A 17,688-nucleotide genomic window follows, 5' to 3' on the forward strand; every position below is an offset into this window, starting at 1 on the left:
CGACGATGAACAAGAAAAAAACGATTCTCTCAGCTTTAGCAGCAGGTCTCACACTCTCAACAGTGCTCGCAGCATGTGGCGGGGATGACAATGAAGGTGCTTCAAACGGCGAAGGCGGCGGCGAAGGCAGCGACTTCAAAGTAGCAATGGTAACCGATACTGGCGGTGTCGATGATAAATCGTTCAACCAATCAGCTTGGGAAGGTCTTACGAAGTTCGGGAAAGACAACAGCTTGACTGAGAACGAAGGCTTCAAATATCTTCAATCTTCAAAACAAGCGGATTATCAGCCTAACTTGCAACAATTGGCACGCGATAATTTCAACTTGATTTACGGAATCGGCTTCTTGATGGGCGAAGACATCCAAAAAGTTGCTGAGCAGTTCCCAGACAACAACTTCGCAATCGTCGACATGGTCGTTGATGCACCGAACGTCGCATCGATCACGTTCAAAGAGCAAGAAGGTTCGTTCCTCGTCGGTGTTGTCGCTGGTCTCACTACGAAAACTGACAAAGTTGGATTCGTCGGTGGCGTTGAGTCTGACTTGATCAAGAAGTTCGAGAACGGTTATAAAGCTGGCGTCATGGCCGTTAACCCGGATGCAACAATTGACGTGAAGTACGCTGAAGACTTCAACTCAGCTGAAAAAGGTACAGCAATCGCTTCAGGTATGTACGGAGCAGGTTCTGATATCGTGTATCACGCAGCAGGCGGTACTGGGGTAGGGGTATTCACAGAAGCGAAAAACCGTAAGAAGAACGGCGAAGATGTATGGGTCATCGGTGTTGACCGTGACCAATACGAAGAGGGTCTTCCAGAAAACGTAACGCTTACTTCAATGGTCAAACGTGTTGACACGGCTACTTACGAAGTATCGAAACTTGCAATGGAAGATAAATTCCCTGCAGGCGAAATCGTTGAGTTCTCTTTGAAAGACGATGGAGTAGGGATTGCTGAAACATCTGATGAGAACGTTGCAGCTGACGTCCTCACAAAAGTTGAAGAGTACCGCACACAGTTGATCGACGGAGACATCACGGCTCCAGCGACTGACGCTGAGTTCGAAGAGTTCATGAAAACAGTAAAATAATTCATTGAGTTAGGGGGGACCCATGCGGTCTCCCTTTACTTAAAGTTAGGGGTGGACTTTCTTGGAATATGTAATTGAAATGCTCAATATTCGCAAAGAGTTCGGAACGTTCGTTGCCAACGACAATATCACCCTCCAATTGCGTAAAGGAGAGATTCATGCGTTGCTCGGCGAGAATGGTGCCGGAAAATCGACGCTCATGAACGTCCTGTTCGGTCTTTATCAGCCGGAAGGCGGGGAGATCCGCGTGCGTGGGGAGAAAGTGAACATTGAGAATCCGAACATCGCCAACGACCTTGGGATCGGTATGGTACACCAACACTTCATGCTCGTCGAGAAGTTCACGGTGACCGAGAACATCATCCTCGGCTCAGAGCCGAAGAGTGGATTGACGGTCGACCGGGCCACGGCGCGTAAAAAAGTTATGGAGATCTCGGAACAATACGGTCTCCGCATTGATCCGGACGCTAAAATCGAGGACATCTCGGTCGGGATGCAACAACGTGTCGAAATTTTGAAGACGCTCTATCGCGGCGCTGAAATCTTGATTTTTGACGAGCCAACCGCTGTATTGACGCCACAAGAGATTCAAGAACTCATTCAAATCATGAAGCGTTTGATCGAAGAAGGTAAATCGATCATCTTGATCACGCATAAACTGAAAGAGATCATGCAAGTGGCCGACCGCTGTACGGTTATCCGTCGCGGACGTTATATCGGCACCGTCGATATCGATGAGACGGTCAATGAAGACCGTTTGGCTGAAATGATGGTCGGGCGTGAAGTTAACTTTGATGCGGAATATTCCAAGGCAGATCCACAGCAAGTCGTCCTCGACGTGCAAAAACTCGTCGTCAAAGACAGTCGCGGGCTTGAAGCCGTCGACGGCTTGGATTTACAGATTCGTTCAGGAGAGATTCTTGGAATCGCCGGGATTGATGGAAACGGACAGACCGAGTTGATTGAAGCTATCTCAGGCTTGAAGAAACCGGAGTCTGGAAAAGTATTGTTGAATGGGAAAGACGTGACTGGGTTCACGCCACGTAAAGTGACGGAATCTGGCGTCGGTCATATCCCGCAAGACCGTCATAAACACGGACTCGTCCTCGACTATTCGATTCGGGACAACATGGTCCTCCAAACGTATTACAAAGAGCCGTTCTCGAAGCGTGGTTTGATGAACTATAAAGCTGTGGCTGAGAAAGCGAAGGCGTTGATTGAGAAGTTTGACGTCCGAACTCCATCGGTCGATGTGCCAGCCCGTGCCTTATCAGGTGGTAACCAGCAGAAAGCGATTATCGCCCGTGAAGTCGACCGGTCACCTGACTTGTTGATTGCGGCCCAACCGACGCGTGGACTTGACGTCGGTGCAATCGAGTTCATTCATGAACAGCTCATCAAAGAACGTGAGAAAGGACGCGCCGTCCTCTTAATCTCGTTCGAACTCGAAGAGATTTTACACGTCGCGGACCGAGTCGCCGTCTTATATGAAGGTAAGATTGTCGGGATTCGTGATCCGAAAGAAACGACCGAGCAAGAACTCGGCTTCTTGATGGCCGGCGGTAAGAGAGGAGAAGAAACAGTATGAATAAGTTAGGATTCAATCGACTGCTCATCCCGCTCTTGTCGATTTTGATGGGACTTCTCGTTGGGGCAATCGTCATGCTGATCGGCGGTTATGACCCGATTCAAGGGTTCTCGTCATTGTTCGAAGGTATGGTCGGAAGCCCATATGCAATCGGAGAAACACTTCGTGCCGCAGCGCCGCTCATCTTCTCAGGTTTAGCGGTCGCGTTCGCGTTCCGGACCGGTCTCTTCAACATCGGGGTCGAAGGTCAAGTGTTAATCGGTTGGGTGGCAGCCGTTTACGTCGGAATCAACTTTGATTTACCGATGTTCATCCACCTTCCGCTCGCGCTTCTCGCGGCTATGTTCGCGGCAGCGCTCTGGGCGTTCGTCCCTGGTTTTTTGAAAGCCAAGTTCCACGTCCATGAAGTTATCACATCGATCATGATGAACTATATCGCCTTGTACACGACGAACGCGATCTTGCGTAGCGTCATCGGCGTAACGAACGAACGGACCGAGTCAATCAACGAGTCGGCGTCGCTCGCGTCGCCATGGCTTCAAGAAATGACGCAGTTCTCACGCTTACACTGGGGTGTCCTCATCGCTGTGCTCGCGGCGATCGTCTATTACTACATCTTGCAACGGACGACGCTCGGCTATGAGCTTCGGGCCGTCGGCTTCAACAAACACGCGTCGCAATACGCAGGGATGAGTGTCAATCGCAACATCATCCTATCGTTCGTCATCTCGGGTATGTTCGCTGGACTCGCTGGAGCGATGGAAGGTCTTGGTACGTTCAACGGGATGACGCTCAGTGCTTCGTTCACTGGAGTCGGATTCGATGGGATTGCCGTCGCTCTTCTCGGTGCGAACACAGCCATCGGTGTCGTCTTGGCAGCCATCTTGTTCGCCGGACTCAATATCGGTGGACTCGCGATGCAGCTCGGCGCCAACATTCCGTCCGAGCTCGTCAAAGTCATCATCGCCGCCATCGTCATCTTCGTGGCGTCTGGTTATGCGTTCAACTACGTGATTGACAAATTCAAAGGAAATCGTAAGAAAGGAGTGGAGAAAAAATGAGCTTCTTAGAAGTCCTCTATATCGTCGTTCCGGTCGCGTTGGCCTATGCGACTCCACTCATCATCGCGGCGCTCGGCGGCATTTTCAGTGAACGTTCGGGTGTCGTCAACATCGCCTTGGAAGGCATCATGGTCATCGGTGCCGCCACGGGAATCATCACGACGCTCACGTTGACGGAGATGGGGCTTGGTGGTCTCAGTCCTTGGATCTCGCTCTTGGTCGCCATGGTCGTCGGCGCACTCTTCTCACTTTTCTTGGCAGTGCCGGCCATCCTTTGGCGTGCTGACCAAACGGTGCTCGGGGTCGCGATCAACATGCTTGCGATCGGTCTCGCCATCTTCGTCGTCCGTGTCCTCTACAACAAAGGACAAACCGATTTCATCGAGTTTCGGATTGCGAAAGAGAACGTGCCGATTTTATCGGATATCCCGGTGCTTCGTATGTTCTTCATCAACGTCCAGTACACGTCGTTCATCGCCATCGCGCTCGCGTTCGTCGTCTGGTTCGTCATCTTCAAGACGCCGTTCGGCCTTCGTCTGCGCTCGGTCGGGGAACACCCGATGGCAGCTGACACGATGGGAATCAACGTCACGAAAATGCGCTTCATGGGCGTCATGCTCTCAGGTGCGTTCGGCGGTCTCGCCGGTGCGGTCTACGCCGTCACGGTCACGACGAACTTCAGTGGGACGACGATTGTCGGTCAAGGCTTCTTGGCCATCGCCGCCATGATCTTCGGGAAGTGGAACCCGCTCGGCGCGCTCGGAGCCGGCCTCTTCTTCGGTTTCGCCCAAGCGTTGTCGATCATCGGCAGTAACTTGCCGGTCATCAGCAACGTGCCGCAAGTGTTGCTCTTGATTGCACCGTATGCGCTTACGATTCTTGCCCTCGCGGGTGTCGTCGGACGTGCGGATGCACCGAAATCAGTCGGTATCCCATATATTAAAGGGAAACGCTAATCACCAAAAGGACAAATGTCCATTTCACCAAGGTTGTTTGACGCTTAAGTCAAACAACCTTTTTTGTTATACTGGTGTAGAGGTGAGACAATTGAAAAAATGGTGGCAACTGCTGATTGCCGTCGTGCTGAGCATCTCGCTCGCAGGCTGCTCAGTCGATGACTGGTTCGCTGAACAAATCGACCCGCCGGAGTCGCTCGTCGAACTCGAGGCCGACTTTCCGTCGGCGTCGGTCACGCAACAAGTCGCACGGCCGCTCGGCAAGACTGAGACGGTCACGCTCGACCGCGTCATCGACGGGGATACGCTCAAAGTCGAGTTTGAGAACGGGGCGACGGAATCGATTCGCCTCTTGCTCGTCGATACGCCAGAGACGAGTCATCCGACGTTGCCGGTACAACCGTTCGGAGAAGATGCAAAATCATTCGTCGAGCGTTGGCTACCAGAAGGGGATACGATCACACTGGAGTATGACGTCGGGTGCTACGATCGCTATCAACGGACACTCGCCTACGTCTGGTACGATGATGCGATGCTGAACGAGGAATTGTTACGTCGCGGTCTGGCGCGCGTCGCCTATGTATACGCGCCGAACACGCAACACATCGATGCGTTCCGGGACGTCGAACAGGCCGCGCGTCAGGAATTGCTCGGGATTTGGAGTCTCGAGGATTATGTGACCGGCAACGGGTTCGACTACGAGGCGACCGAGCCGGCCCAGCCGAAACGAGACACGGATGGATGTGACATTAAAGGGAATATCAATCGGGACGGAGAGAAGATTTATCACGTTCCGGGCGGGGCGAGCTATGAGCGCACGATCCCGGAAGAGATGTTCTGTACAGAGAAAGAGGCGCGGGAGGCCGGTTTCCGCAAAGCGACACGTTAAAAAAAGACATGTGCGCCGAGATGGCACACATGTCTCCCTTATTCGTACTTGAGTGCGTCGCCGTCGAATGATTCGTCTGCGACTTTGATTGAGTCGGTCGGGCAGCCCTCGAAGGCGTCCATCAAGTCCTCATACAACTCATCCGGGACTTCAATCGTACCCGTGTTGTCGTCCATCAAGTTGAACGCGAGGCCTTCGTCATCATAGTCGAAGATGTCTGGGGCAGCTGCTCCGCAGGCCCCACATGCGATACATGTATCTTTATCAACAATCGTAAATTTTGCCATTTGTAACCCTCCATACGTTTCGTCTCTCTGCATAGAAATGATTTTCTACTGACTATGAGTAATTGTAGTCTACATACCCAAATATTTCAATGAGGAAACGAATAACGTTTTGGAAGCATAATTTTAACAAGGAGGTGGAACGATGGTTCATTTAGCGGACGGGGTGTTATTACTATCCATCCAACGCTTGAAAGGTGAACGTAGCGAGCGCAGTTTGTTTCATGTGTTGAACGGGAAACGATCGGCGACGACGCTGCAAGATGCCTTTTTTTATGATTTGGAACCGATTTTTGGCTTGTTCCCCTACACGAAGTACGACTATGAGAAACTGCTCGCCTCGTTCGAGAAGCGAGGTTGGCTCAACCGCTCGAGTTTTACCTTGACCGAAGCCGGGTCCATGCTCGCTTCGCCCGAGGCCGTCAGCGACTTGTTCGACCGTCTCGGCGGCGAGTACCGGGACTATACGACGATGACATGGAAACGGCTCAGCCTGTTCGTGCAGACGTTCATGTCGCTCGAGCATGAGCGGACGTTTTATCCGGTCCAGGCCGATCGTCTGGCCGAACGTTGGGTCAAACAAATCGTGCGGACCGAACGCGAATGGCGACCGTTGATTCAAAGTTTCCATCACGAGCTCGAGACGGCGCTTGAAGACATCGGCGACCCTTATGCGACCGCCGTCGTTTATAGGTTCACGGGAGCGTTCGAGACCGGGTATACGTATGAACAAATCGCGGCCCTCCTCGACGTCGATGCACGGACGGCCCGACTCTACTTCTTGGCCGGGTGGAATGCGCTCCTCTGGAAATTGCCGCGAGATGCGAAACTGTTAGGATTCGCCCACGGCTTATCGAGTGAACGGATGACCTTATCGGCGCGAGGGTCGTATGAACAGTTCTTGGCTGGTCGATCGTTCCAACAAGTCCAGTCACAGCGGCGGTTGCGCACTAGTACGATTGAAGACCACGTCGTCGAGATGGCGATGTATTTAGACGAATTTCCGCTCGATCAATTTGTTCCGCTCGAGCAAATCAAGCAAGTCGAGCAACTGCGTGACGAATCGAGCTGGGCGCTCAAACCGATTTTTGAACAAATCGACGGGATCAGTTATTATCAAATCCGATTGGTGTTCGCACGATTGAAACGAGGTGAGACATTTGTTTGAGAAGACGTTGAAGCGGGTGTTCGGTTATGACAGTTTCCGTCCGGGACAGCGCGAGGTGATCGATGCGGTCGCCGATGGACAAGACGTGCTCGCCATCATGCCGACCGGGGCCGGGAAGTCATTGACGTTCCAACTCCCGTCCTATATCAAGAACGACGGCTTGACGATTATCGTCTCGCCGCTCTTGTCACTGATCGAGGACCAGATGCTCCATATCCGCGAGCGCGGCGAACGTGGGGTTGCCCGATTGACGTCGATGGAGACGCTCGAAGAGAAGCAAGAGATTTTAAACCATTTGAAACGGTACCGCTTCTTGTATTTATCGCCGGAGCAACTTGCCGTGCCCCATGTGACACGGGCGCTGGCGCGCACAAAGATTCAAATGCTCGTCGTTGACGAGGCGCACTGTATCTCGCAGTGGGGCCATGAGTTCCGCCCGGAGTATGCGCGCCTAGGTGAACTGCGCAAGCAGCTCGGCAGTCCGCAGTGCATGGCTGTCACGGCGACCGCACCGGAGACGGTGAAACGAGATATTGTCGAGAAACTGGCGCTCTTCTCGCCGGCGCAGTTCGTCCACTCGGCGAACCGTCCCGAGATTCGCCTCATCGTGGAACGTCTCGGGTCAGAAGATAAGATGCGCCGTCTGAGCGAACTCGTCCACGACGTGCCGAAACCGGCCGTCATCTATACAGCGACACGGCGTGAGGCCGAAGCGCTCGCCCTCCATCTCGATGACGCCTTGTTTTATCACGGTGGCATGTCGACCGAGGACCGGCGCCTTGTACAGTCACAATTTTTACGTGACGAAGTCGCCATCATGGTGTGTACGAGTGCGTTCGGGATGGGTGTCAATAAAGATAACGTCCGTTCCGTCATTCATTATCAAATCCCGGCCACGCTCGAGGCGTACATGCAAGAGATTGGTCGGGCTGGGCGTGACGGCGAGCCGGCTTTCGCGGTCTTGCTATACGCCGAAGGGGATGAGCGGATTCAACAGTTTTTGATCGACCAGCAATATCCGAAAGACAAAGATATCCGTCTCGCCTATTTTGAACGAGACAATGGCACGAGCCTGGCCCAGTTGCCACGTTTATTGCGCTTGAACGAGGAAGATCCGGTTTGGGGACTGTTGAATCAGATGCTTGCCGAGCGGACGCTTGCCGAGGCGGTGGATTGGGTAAAAGATAGAAAGCGGGCCCGGTATCGTCAACTCGGACAGATGATGGACTATGCCCTCATCAAGACGTGTCGGCGCGATTATTTGTTAAATTATTTCTCGGAGCAACCGGTCAAGCAAAGCGATTGTTGTGACATCTGCGGCGAAATCGTGTTCCCGCCGTCGGAGCAACTTGTGTCTAAAAATGTGACAGATTGGAAACATCGGTTGGCTCGTATCTTTTCCTTTGATTGATATCATAGTAAAATGATAAAAAAGGTAAAGGAGGGCACACGTTGCGACATCGGAACCAAGCGGACTCACTTCGTGAAAAAGTGGTGGACACGTTGCCATCTCGCGCTGAACGGCAAGAGCATGAGCGAAAAGAGAAATTGAACGACAACTGGCTGAAGCGACCGCTCGCCATGATGCTGACACTGACGATGTTTGCCATTATTCTTGTATTTTTATATATAGGTCGTCACGACATCTTTTTCTAAACAATACGACGAGAACGTCGTATTTTTTTTATGATTTCATGCCCGAGGTTGTGAATATGCACAATCTCACCAATTTCTCACAAGATTTGCACAATAAAACAGGTAAAGCCGTACAGATGGGTCTATACTGAAAGAGAAGAACTAGTAGGAAAGGAGGGGCTGCTGTGCCGAAGTACTCCATCAAGACGGTCGCGTCACTCACCGGAGTCAACCCGACCACGATTCGGGCGTGGGAACGACGCTATCAATTCATCGTTCCGAGCCGGACAGATTCGGGTCATCGATTGTATTCCAACCAAGACGTCGAGAAGATAAAATGGGTCGTTGAAAAACAACGGGAAGGATTGACCGTGTCCCAAGCGATTCAACAGCTACATGAAGCCCCGAAGCCGAAGCCTGCCCGCCTTTATGACGAGGAGCTCATGGACGGGTTGCTCGAGGCGTTACTTTCATTTGATGAACGTAAGGCGCACGATTTGATTAATCGTGCCTTTAATACGTTTAGTTTTGAAAAGGTTACGACAGATATCATCGGTCCGTTATTGATGGAAATCGGGACGCGTTGGGAGAATGGGACGATTACGATTGCGCATGAACATTTTGCGACGGCCTTTTTGCGTGCCCGCCTGTCGACGTTGTCGCTTCAAATGCCGATGAATCCCTTTTTGCCGCGCATCATTTGCGTCTGTGCCCCGGGCGAGATGCATGAGATCGGGCTCTTGTTCGTGACGCTTTACTTACGCCAATACGGTTATGACGTGATTTTCCTCGGTGCGGGATTCCCGAAAGAGGATTTGAACGAGGCGTTGCACGATATCGATGCCAAGTGTCTGATTTTCTCATGTACGTTGACAGAACATCTCGATGGCCTGAAAGACGCGATGCAGTTCATCCAAGCCGACCACCCGAACCTCGTCATCGGGGCCGGTGGTTACGCGGTCAGCCTTCAAGCGTCCGAATTCGGATCGGCCTTCCTCGGGGACACGCCCGAGGCGTGGACCGAGTGGTTGTCAACTATTTGACAGCTCGAACAAACGGGAGTAGCTTATAAAGTAGGATTGATTATTCTTTGGAGGTTTTCGTTTGAGATTTGAAAAGCAAACAAAAGAACATTTAAGGGTATATTTGACCGCGAGCGACCTATCCACTCGAGGCATCGCCATCGATACCATCGTGGGGGAGAGCGGTCAAGACCTGTGGCGGGAATTGCTTGAGACGGCGGAAGCGGAATTTGGCTTCATGCCGCAAGGGACCGTCGACTTGAACGTGACGATGTTTCCCCGTGACGGGCTCGTCATCGACGTCCAGAAAGTCGATGCGCCCGTAGCGGAATCGGATCAAGAGCAAGTCGAGATTCGGCTCACCATCGACGTGATTCATCATTTGATTTATCAATTTGACGATATCGAGGACGTCATCAACGCCTCGATTCGCTTGTTCCCACATATGCGAGACACCGAGCAAGGCGGAGCGTTCTATCATTACGAGGGACGATATTATCTGCACTTTGTCGAGGTGCTCAAACCAGACGTGGAAGAACGACTGGCCGCCATCTTGTCGGAGTACGGTCGGACGACGACCGTCAGTCCGTACGTCATGATGGAGTACGGGAAGACGATTCAAACTGAACAGGCCGTGAAACAGCTGTACGATACGTTCGCGTAAGTACGGCTTTTTACCGTTCTGTTTCTATTGTTTTCGGCCGACACATGGTATGATAAAACTTGAATTTTGGAGTAGCTAGCTGAAGGAGAGATTTGATGAAAGTCGCGGTATTATATGGTGGTGTATCAGGTGAGCGGGAAGTGTCGCTCACGAGTGGTAAAGGAATGATTGAAGCGCTCGAAGAACGGGGTCACGACGTCGTGGCGATTGATTTTCACCCGGACCGGGCCAATGAACTGTTGACGCTTCAAGCCGACGTCGTCGTCAGCGCCTTGCATGGCAAGTACGGTGAAGACGGACGCGTGCAGTCGCTCTTGGAGATGGCGGGCTTGCCGTACACGGGGTCTGGTGTGTTGGCGTCCGCGCTCGCGATGGACAAAGCCCGTGCGAAAATCATCTTCGCCGCTGCCGGCATCCGAATCGCCCGTGACGTCCTCATCGAGACAGGGGACGATATCGACGCGAAAATCGTAGAGTGGGGCGGTGAATTCCCATGTGTCGTCAAACCGGCCCAAGAAGGGTCTTCGAACGGATTGACGATCGCGATGGACGAAACGATGCTCCGTGAAGGAATCGACAAAGCGTTCGCCTGCGATACGGCCGTCTTGGTCGAACAATATATTAAAGGCCGTGAATTGACGGTACCTGTACTCGGAAACCATGGCGCCGAAGCCGCGCTCCCGGTCATCGAGATTATCCCGAAAAACGAGTTTTATGACTATGAGTCGAAGTATTCAGAAGGTGGATCGATTCACGTCTGTCCGGCCGAGTTGCCGGCTTCGTTGACCGAAGAAGTTCAGGCGGCCGCGATTCAAGCGCACCGTGCCCTCGGCTGCAGCGGATATTCCCGCTCAGACTTCCTCGTGTCAGAAGACGGGCTCGCCTATATTTTAGAGACGAACACACTGCCTGGCATGACGCCGCTCAGCTTGTTCCCGGACAGCGCCCGCGCCGTCGGCATCTCGTACGGTGAACTGTTAGAGCGATTCATCGCACTCGCACTTGAAAAGTAAGAAGGGGCACCCCCTTCTTTTTTCGTTTTAGAAAACGCTTTCATTATTTTTGTAAAAGCCTTTCAAATTGGGCGCGTATCAGATATACTTTTAAACGAATACGAGGTTGATTCTTGGGGGAGAATCGACAATTTAGGGGAGGAAACCTTCATGATTACGGATCAAGAAAAAGGTCATCAAAAACGAAAAAACATCCTTGAATCGACACAAGAAGTGATACACGAGGCGCTCGATAAACTCGGGTATCCAGAAGAGATGTACGAGCTCTTGAAAGAGCCGCTTCGGATGTTGACCGTCCGCATCCCGGTACGGATGGATGATGGATCGACCAAGATTTTCACAGGATATCGTGCGCAACATAACGATGCCGTCGGACCGACGAAAGGTGGAATCCGATTCCATCCGAGCGTGACCGAGGTCGAAGTGAAGGCGTTGTCGGTCTGGATGAGCTTGAAAGCCGGCATCGTCGACCTTCCATATGGCGGCGGTAAAGGTGGAATCGTTTGTGATCCGCGTGAGATGAGTTTCCGTGAAATTGAGCGGTTGAGCCGTGGTTACGTTCGGGCCATCAGTCAAATCGTCGGACCGACGAAAGACATCCCGGCACCGGATGTGTTCACGAACTCGCAAATCATGGCATGGATGATGGACGAGTATAGCCGGATCGATGAATTCAACTCACCAGGATTCATTACCGGGAAGCCGCTCGTGCTCGGTGGCTCGCACGGTCGCGAGACGGCGACGGCAAAAGGTGTCGCCATCATGATTCGAGAAGCGGCGCTTCGTCGCGGGATCGAGTTAAAAGGCGCCCGCGTCGTCGTCCAAGGGTTCGGCAACGCTGGTAGCTTCTTGTCGAAGTTCATGCATGACGCCGGAGCGAAAGTCATCGCCGTCAGCGATGCGTACGGAGCCATCCATGACGAGAACGGTCTCGACATCCCGTACCTGCTCGACCGTCGTGACTCGTTCGGGACGATCTCGACCTTGTTCAAGAACACGATCTCGAACAAAGAGATGCTCGAACTCGACTGCGACATTTTGGTCCCGGCCGCGATCGAGAACCAAATCACCGAGGACAATGCCGACAACATCAAAGCGTCCATCGTCGTCGAGGCCGCGAACGGACCGACAACGAACGAAGCGACCCGCATCTTGACGGAACGTGGCATCCTGCTTGTCCCAGACGTGCTCGCTTCGAGCGGTGGGGTGACGGTCTCATACTTCGAATGGGTTCAAAACAATCAAGGATACTATTGGACGGAAGAGGAAGTGGAAGAAAAGCTTGAGAAAGTGCTCGTCCACTCGTTCAATACGGTATACAATACCTCGTCGGCGCGTAAGGTCGACATGCGTCTCGCCGCCTATATGGTCGGTGTGCGCAAGATGGCAGAAGCGTCGCGCTTCCGCGGTTGGGTATAACAAAAGAGAGGGAAGACCTGAAACCAGGTCCTCCCTCTCTTTATTTATAATGTGACACCGTTGCGCTCCCGAAGCGTCTCGGCGATCGCTTGGCCATGGAAACGTCCGTTCTCGATAAAAATCTTATTGGCATCGTTTCCGGCAGCGACGACACCGGCGATGAACAAGCCGTCGACGTTCGTCTCGTAAGTCGTCTCGTCAAATGCCGGCACACCGGTCTCTTCATCGACTTGGACCCCGGCATCGGCGAACAGCCCATGGTCGGGCAAGTAGCCCGTCATGGCGAGGACGTGGTCGGTCTCGAGTCGATGTTCTTCACCATGCTGACGATAGACGACATGATGCGGTTCGATCCGAACGATCTCCGCTTCGAGCTCGAGTCGCACCTTGTCGTGACGGACGAGCGAGTCGAACGTCGGCAGTACCCACGGTTTGACGGACGGACTGTAACCGTCCCCGCGATAGAGCACCGTGACATGGGCGCCGGCCTTCTCAAGCTCGATGGCCGCGTCGACGGCGGAGTTTTTCCCGCCGATGACCGTGACGCGCTGCCGATAGAACGGATGCGCCTCTTTGAAGTAATGGGCGACGTGGGGAAGCTCTTCACCAGGCACGTCAAGTCGACGAGGGCGTCCGTAATAGCCGGTCGCCAAGATGACGTAGTCGGCCTGACGCTCTTTGGCACCGTCCCGGTCGTGTCGGGACCGAACGACGAAACCGTCCTCGGTCCGCTCGACCGCTTCGACCGTCTCGAACGGATGGACATCGAGCCCGGTCCGGCTGACGACTTCCCGATAATAGACGAGTGCGTCTTGACGTCGTGGTTTCAAATCTTTACAGATGAACGGGATATCCCCGATTTCAAGCAAACTAGCAGACGAGAAGAACGTCTGATGGGTCGGATACCGATAGATGGCATCGACGATATTGCCGCGCTCGATAATCGTGCACGAGATGCCGATGCGTTCCAATTCAATCGCAGCCGACAGCCCACATGGTCCGGCGCCGACGACGATAGCGTGTTTATTCAATGAAATCACCTCATCCCTCATTGTATGGAAGGACGAAACGGTTGGCAAGTCGCCAACTCATTGTTGGAAACTAAAGCTGTGCTCCATGACCGCTTGCGACGACCCAGACTCGAGTTCGACGAGGAGACGCAGTCTCGCTTTTTGTGAGTTCAACCCGTTCGAGAAGATGATGCCCATCTCTTTGAGCTGCTGGCCACCGCCGACGTAGCCGTACACGTCTTGCACGATCCCGTTGAAGCAACGGCTGACGATGACGACCGGTATGCGTTCGACGAGCAGTTCAAGCGCCGGGACGATTGACGGCGGGACGTTGCCTTGACCGAGCACTTCGAGGACGAGCCCGTCATAACCGAGAGCAAGTACCGCCTCAATCAAATCCGGGTCCATCCCGGCGACGACTTTTAGCACCGCGACCCGTTTCGTGATCGTCGAAATCATCTTCGGTTGCTTCGTCGTCGGCTGACTATAGATGAGGACATGGTCTTTCGTCACCATGCCGACGTTTCCGAAGTGGACCGATTTGAACGTGTCGACCGAGGACGTATGCGTCTTCGTGACGTTGAAGGCGGAATGAATCTCACCGTTGAAGACAACGAGCACGCCTTTGCCTCGCGCGACATCACTTTGGGCGACCCGAAGCGCCGTGATGAGATTGAATTCGCCGTCGGAGCCGACCTCGTTCGACGAGCGCATCGCCCCCGTCAAGACGATCGGGACCGGGGCGCCGAGCGTAATTTGTAAGAAATACGCCGTCTCTTCGAGCGTATCGGTCCCGTGGGTGATGACGACCCCGTCATATGTGTCTTGCGTCAACTGTTGATTGATGAACTGGGCGAGCTCGAGCATTTTTTCAGGCGTCATATGCGGGGACGGGATATTTGAAAAGTGCTTCGTCGTGATGTTGGCGATATCCGTCGCTTTCGGCAACGTCGCATCAATTGGATTGACCTCGCTCGGCATGACATGTCCCGACCCCGATTGGGACATGGCGATTGTGCCGCCGGTGTGGATGAGTAATAAATGATTCATAACAGACCTCCAACTTTTTTGTTCGTTTCTTCCAATTTCTAGGCGTGACCTACTTTTTCTTTCCTCTATTTCAGTGTATGCTTAACGTGAGAAAGGAGAGATGCATCATGATTGCAATCGCCTTGTCTGCGGTTGCGCCAGGGTTCGCCCTTCTTTCCTACTTCTATCTCCGGCATGAACTAGAAGCGGAACCGCTCGGCTATGTGATCCGGTCGTTCGTCGCCGGGGCCATTCTCGTCTTTCCGATCATGTTCGTCCAGTATGCGTTCGTGGAAGAAGGGGTGCTCGTGGGCCCGTTTTGGAAGGCGTTCGTGGCCACCGCGCTATTAGAAGAGTTTTTTAAGTGGTTCATGATTTATTATACAATATACATACATAAAGTCTTTGATGATTACTACGACGGGATTCTCTATGCGGTCGCCTGTTCACTCGGCTTTGCCACGTTAGAGAATTTTCTATATTTATGGGTGTACGACTCAATCGAAATCGCGATCTGGCGCGCCGTGCTGCCGGTGAGCGGCCACGCGCTGTTCGCCGTCGTCATGGGGTTTTGTCTCGGCCGGGCCAAACATTCCAACCACGAGCGGTTTTGGTTGTTCATCGCCGTCATGGCTGCCACGCTGTTGCATGGGATGTTCGACTATATCTTGCTCGTCGAACCGATGAACAAAGTTCCGGCTGTCGTCTATATCGTCGTCTTATGGATGGTCGCCTTATTGCTCGTCCGTACCGCCAATCGTTCCAATCATCGCCAATATAAATAGAATAAAGGGGAATCGTTTCATGTTAAAAGTAGGTCAAGAGTTACGGGTGGAAGTCGAAGGGAGAAAAGAAGGAAAGACGAAGATCGCAGCCATTAACGATCAAGTCGTCTGGATCGAGTCCCCGAGTGAAACGGATACGTTAAAGACGTTCTTCTTGCACGAAGACGAATCGATGCGTGTCTATTTCTTCAAAGGAGAAGAGCAACTGTACGCCTTTGATACCGTTGTGTCGAGACGCGTGAGCGATGCGCAGTTGACGCTTCGCTATGCGTTCCCAGTGCCGGATGAGAAGAAAATCAAACGAGTCCAGCGCCGTGAATATTTACGGGTGCCAGAGATGATTCACGTGACCGTGTCTGCGGAAGACGGCCAAGCGTTCCCATCGTTCGAGTCGACATCACTCGACGTCTCGGCCGGGGGCATGCGCATCATCGCCAATCGAGCCCCGGTCGCTGTCGACGAGGCGATGATCGTCTCGTTCCATATCAATGACGACCGAGGTATTCCGCAAACGTTCCGCGTCAAGAGCCGCCTCGTCCGCATCCATGAACAGACGGCCAAACAAGAGTTGTCGCTTTGCTTTGAAGAGTTATCACACCGGGACCAGGAGACGATTTTACGTTATTGCTTCCGAGCCCAGCTCGAAGCGAGAAAACGGACCGGCTCCGTATTTTCTTCACGCTAAAAAACTGGTATGATGTTCTCGGAACAAATGACCGAGAGGAGGCGGGTATCGGGATGAGCCGATACCCAATTTTTATGAATAAACCATTACAAATCGCATTAGATGGACCGGCTGGGGCCGGCAAGAGCACGATCGCGAAAACGCTCGCTAAAAAACTAGGGTACGTCTATATCGATACGGGTGCGATTTATCGCGCCGTCACGTATCGCGCGCTTCAAGACGGCGTCGGTCTCGAAGACGGTCCGATGCTCGCTGAGATGATCGACAAGATGGATTTACGTCTCGTCCCGTCCGAAAACGGTCAACGCGTGTTCGATGGCACGGAAGAAGTGACCGATGTCATCCGGACGAGCGAAGTGACGAACAACGTCAGCTTCGTCGCACGCCAGCCGGAAGTACGGGCTGCCCTTATGGATTTACAGCGTGACCTCGCCAGTAAAGGCGGAATCGTCATGGACGGCCGCGATATCGGCACGCACGTCTTACCAGGCGCCGACTTGAAAGTGTTCATGACCGCGACGGTCGAAGAACGGGCCCGCCGCCGCCACGAAGAGAACGTATCGAAAGGATTGCCGAGCGACCTCGAACAATTACAGCTCGAGATCGCCTTGCGCGACAAACGCGATTCCGAGCGTGAGGTCGCCCCGCTTCGTCAGGCCGACGATGCGCATTATCTCGATACGACCGAGCTGTCGATTGACGGCGTCGTCGAGGCGATCGAGCACTTGATGAAGCAGGTGATTAAACGATGAAACCGCTCAACAATGGACCGTTCGGCATGTATCGTCTTGCGGTAGGTGTCGTCAATATCATCCGCAGATTGAGCTTCCGCGTCGAGTATATTGGGCGCGAAAACGTCCCGCTCGACGGTTCGATGATCGTCTGTTCGAACCATCAATCGAACTGGGACCCGGTCATGCTCGCCGGGGCGATGCCGAAACAGCGCCAACTTCGTTTCTTCGCGAAAAAAGAGTTGTTCGACGTGCCGGTATTGAAACACATTTTGAATCGGGCTGGACAGATTCCTGTGTCACGCGGGGAAGGAGACCGACAAGCACTCCGAGTCGTCTTGCAAAAATTGAAGGAAGACGAGGTCATCTCGATTTTCCCGGAAGGAACGCGGTCAAAAGACGGTACGCTCGGCAAAGCCCAAGCCGGCGTCGGGTTCTTCGCGCTCCGTTCGGACGCGTCGGTACTCCCGGTGGCGATTATCGGGACGTATAAGTTCCGCTCGAAGCTGAAGGTCGTCATTGGCCAACCGATCGACATGAGCGGCTTGAAAGCGGACAAGGCGAGCGCCCAAATCGCGGCCGACTTGATTATGACGACAATCGGTGACTTGTACATGCAGCATTCACGGAACGTTCGTTAATTTCAGGTTTAATCTCG

The 17,688-nt window shown here is 53.1% G+C and carries 19 protein-coding genes; 16 read left to right on the plus strand and 3 right to left on the minus strand.

The genetic code is table 11. The features are described from left to right. Positions 1-5 precede the first annotated feature (5 nt). From KNP68_RS10265 to KNP68_RS10285, 5 genes are all read left to right on the plus strand, one after another. Positions 6-1,091, plus strand: a complete 1,086-nt coding sequence (locus KNP68_RS10265) for a BMP family lipoprotein (protein WP_021067172.1) — start codon at positions 6-8, stop codon at positions 1,089-1,091. A 61-nt stretch (positions 1,092-1,152) separates the two neighbouring features. Next, complete coding sequence (locus KNP68_RS10270; RefSeq protein WP_021067173.1) at positions 1,153-2,679, plus strand: ABC transporter ATP-binding protein; 1,527 nt, start codon at positions 1,153-1,155, stop codon at positions 2,677-2,679. After that, complete coding sequence (locus KNP68_RS10275) at positions 2,676-3,740, plus strand: ABC transporter permease (protein ID WP_021067174.1); 1,065 nt, start codon at positions 2,676-2,678, stop codon at positions 3,738-3,740. The genes KNP68_RS10270 and KNP68_RS10275 overlap by 4 nt, the downstream gene beginning before the upstream one ends. Further along, positions 3,737-4,696, plus strand: a complete 960-nt coding sequence (locus KNP68_RS10280; protein WP_021067175.1) for an ABC transporter permease — start codon at positions 3,737-3,739, stop codon at positions 4,694-4,696. Before KNP68_RS10275 ends, KNP68_RS10280 begins: the two co-directional genes overlap by 4 nt. A gap of 82 nt (positions 4,697-4,778) precedes the next feature. Further along, positions 4,779-5,585 carry a thermonuclease family protein gene (locus KNP68_RS10285; RefSeq protein WP_214799522.1) on the plus strand — a complete coding sequence of 269 codons (807 nt, stop codon included), beginning with the start codon at positions 4,779-4,781 and terminating at the stop codon, positions 5,583-5,585. Positions 5,586-5,623: 38 nt separating this feature from the next. On the opposite strand, the gene KNP68_RS10290 is transcribed toward KNP68_RS10285, so the two are convergent. Next, the gene (locus tag KNP68_RS10290; protein ID WP_021067177.1) at positions 5,624-5,872 is read right to left on the minus strand and encodes a ferredoxin; all 249 of its coding nucleotides are present in this window, start codon (positions 5,870-5,872) and stop codon (positions 5,624-5,626) included. 142 nt (positions 5,873-6,014) lie between these two features. Between KNP68_RS10290 and KNP68_RS10295 the strand changes: the two genes are divergently transcribed. The 7 genes from KNP68_RS10295 (at position 6,015) to KNP68_RS10325 (ending at position 12,790) form a co-directional block, all read left to right on the plus strand. Beyond that, positions 6,015-7,037 (plus strand): YpbB family protein, encoded by a 1,023-nt coding sequence (locus KNP68_RS10295; protein ID WP_021067178.1) that lies wholly within the window; start codon positions 6,015-6,017, stop codon positions 7,035-7,037. Then, positions 7,021-8,448, plus strand: coding sequence for a RecQ family ATP-dependent DNA helicase (locus KNP68_RS10300; protein WP_029595674.1), 1,428 nt, complete (start codon positions 7,021-7,023; stop codon positions 8,446-8,448). Before KNP68_RS10295 ends, KNP68_RS10300 begins: the two co-directional genes overlap by 17 nt. Positions 8,449-8,489: 41 nt before the next feature. Further along, positions 8,490-8,693, plus strand: a complete 204-nt coding sequence (locus KNP68_RS10305) for a hypothetical protein (RefSeq protein WP_021067180.1) — start codon at positions 8,490-8,492, stop codon at positions 8,691-8,693. A gap of 164 nt (positions 8,694-8,857) precedes the next feature. Continuing rightward, positions 8,858-9,715 carry a MerR family transcriptional regulator gene (locus KNP68_RS15315; protein WP_029595673.1) on the plus strand — a complete coding sequence of 286 codons (858 nt, stop codon included), beginning with the start codon at positions 8,858-8,860 and terminating at the stop codon, positions 9,713-9,715. Positions 9,716-9,776: 61 nt separating this feature from the next. Then, complete coding sequence (locus KNP68_RS10315) at positions 9,777-10,358, plus strand: adaptor protein MecA (RefSeq protein WP_021067182.1); 582 nt, start codon at positions 9,777-9,779, stop codon at positions 10,356-10,358. Positions 10,359-10,453: 95 nt separating this feature from the next. Next, the gene (locus KNP68_RS10320; protein WP_021067183.1) at positions 10,454-11,371 is read left to right on the plus strand and encodes a D-alanine--D-alanine ligase; all 918 of its coding nucleotides are present in this window, start codon (positions 10,454-10,456) and stop codon (positions 11,369-11,371) included. Between the two features lie 150 nt (positions 11,372-11,521). Then, complete coding sequence (locus KNP68_RS10325) at positions 11,522-12,790, plus strand: Glu/Leu/Phe/Val family dehydrogenase (RefSeq protein ID WP_021067184.1); 1,269 nt, start codon at positions 11,522-11,524, stop codon at positions 12,788-12,790. A gap of 44 nt (positions 12,791-12,834) precedes the next feature. Here the strand turns inward: KNP68_RS10325 and KNP68_RS10330 are convergent, their stop codons facing one another. Beyond that, positions 12,835-13,842, minus strand: a complete 1,008-nt coding sequence (locus KNP68_RS10330; protein ID WP_029595672.1) for a YpdA family putative bacillithiol disulfide reductase — start codon at positions 13,840-13,842, stop codon at positions 12,835-12,837. A 36-nt stretch (positions 13,843-13,878) separates the two neighbouring features. Continuing rightward, entirely contained in the window at positions 13,879-14,850 is a 972-nt protein-coding gene (locus tag KNP68_RS10335) for an asparaginase (RefSeq protein ID WP_029595671.1), read from the minus strand. Between the two features lie 107 nt (positions 14,851-14,957). On the opposite strand from KNP68_RS10335, the gene prsW reads away from it, so the two are divergent. From prsW to KNP68_RS10355, 4 genes are all read left to right on the plus strand, one after another. Further along, entirely contained in the window at positions 14,958-15,614 is a 657-nt protein-coding gene (gene prsW, locus KNP68_RS10340) for a glutamic-type intramembrane protease PrsW (protein ID WP_029595670.1), read from the plus strand. 19 nt (positions 15,615-15,633) lie between these two features. Continuing rightward, positions 15,634-16,299 carry a flagellar brake protein gene (locus tag KNP68_RS10345; RefSeq protein ID WP_029595669.1) on the plus strand — a complete coding sequence of 222 codons (666 nt, stop codon included), beginning with the start codon at positions 15,634-15,636 and terminating at the stop codon, positions 16,297-16,299. 74 nt (positions 16,300-16,373) lie between these two features. Further along, positions 16,374-17,051: a (d)CMP kinase gene (gene cmk / locus KNP68_RS10350; protein ID WP_214799553.1), complete on the plus strand. Its 678-nt coding sequence runs from the start codon at positions 16,374-16,376 to the stop codon at positions 17,049-17,051. Next, positions 17,048-17,671, plus strand: a complete 624-nt coding sequence (locus tag KNP68_RS10355; protein WP_084158430.1) for a lysophospholipid acyltransferase family protein — start codon at positions 17,048-17,050, stop codon at positions 17,669-17,671. Before cmk ends, KNP68_RS10355 begins: the two co-directional genes overlap by 4 nt. Positions 17,672-17,688: the final 17 nt, after the last annotated feature.

Source organism: Exiguobacterium sp. s50, assembly GCF_018618175.1.
Classification (GTDB): domain Bacteria; phylum Bacillota; class Bacilli; order Exiguobacteriales; family Exiguobacteriaceae; genus Exiguobacterium; species Exiguobacterium chiriqhucha.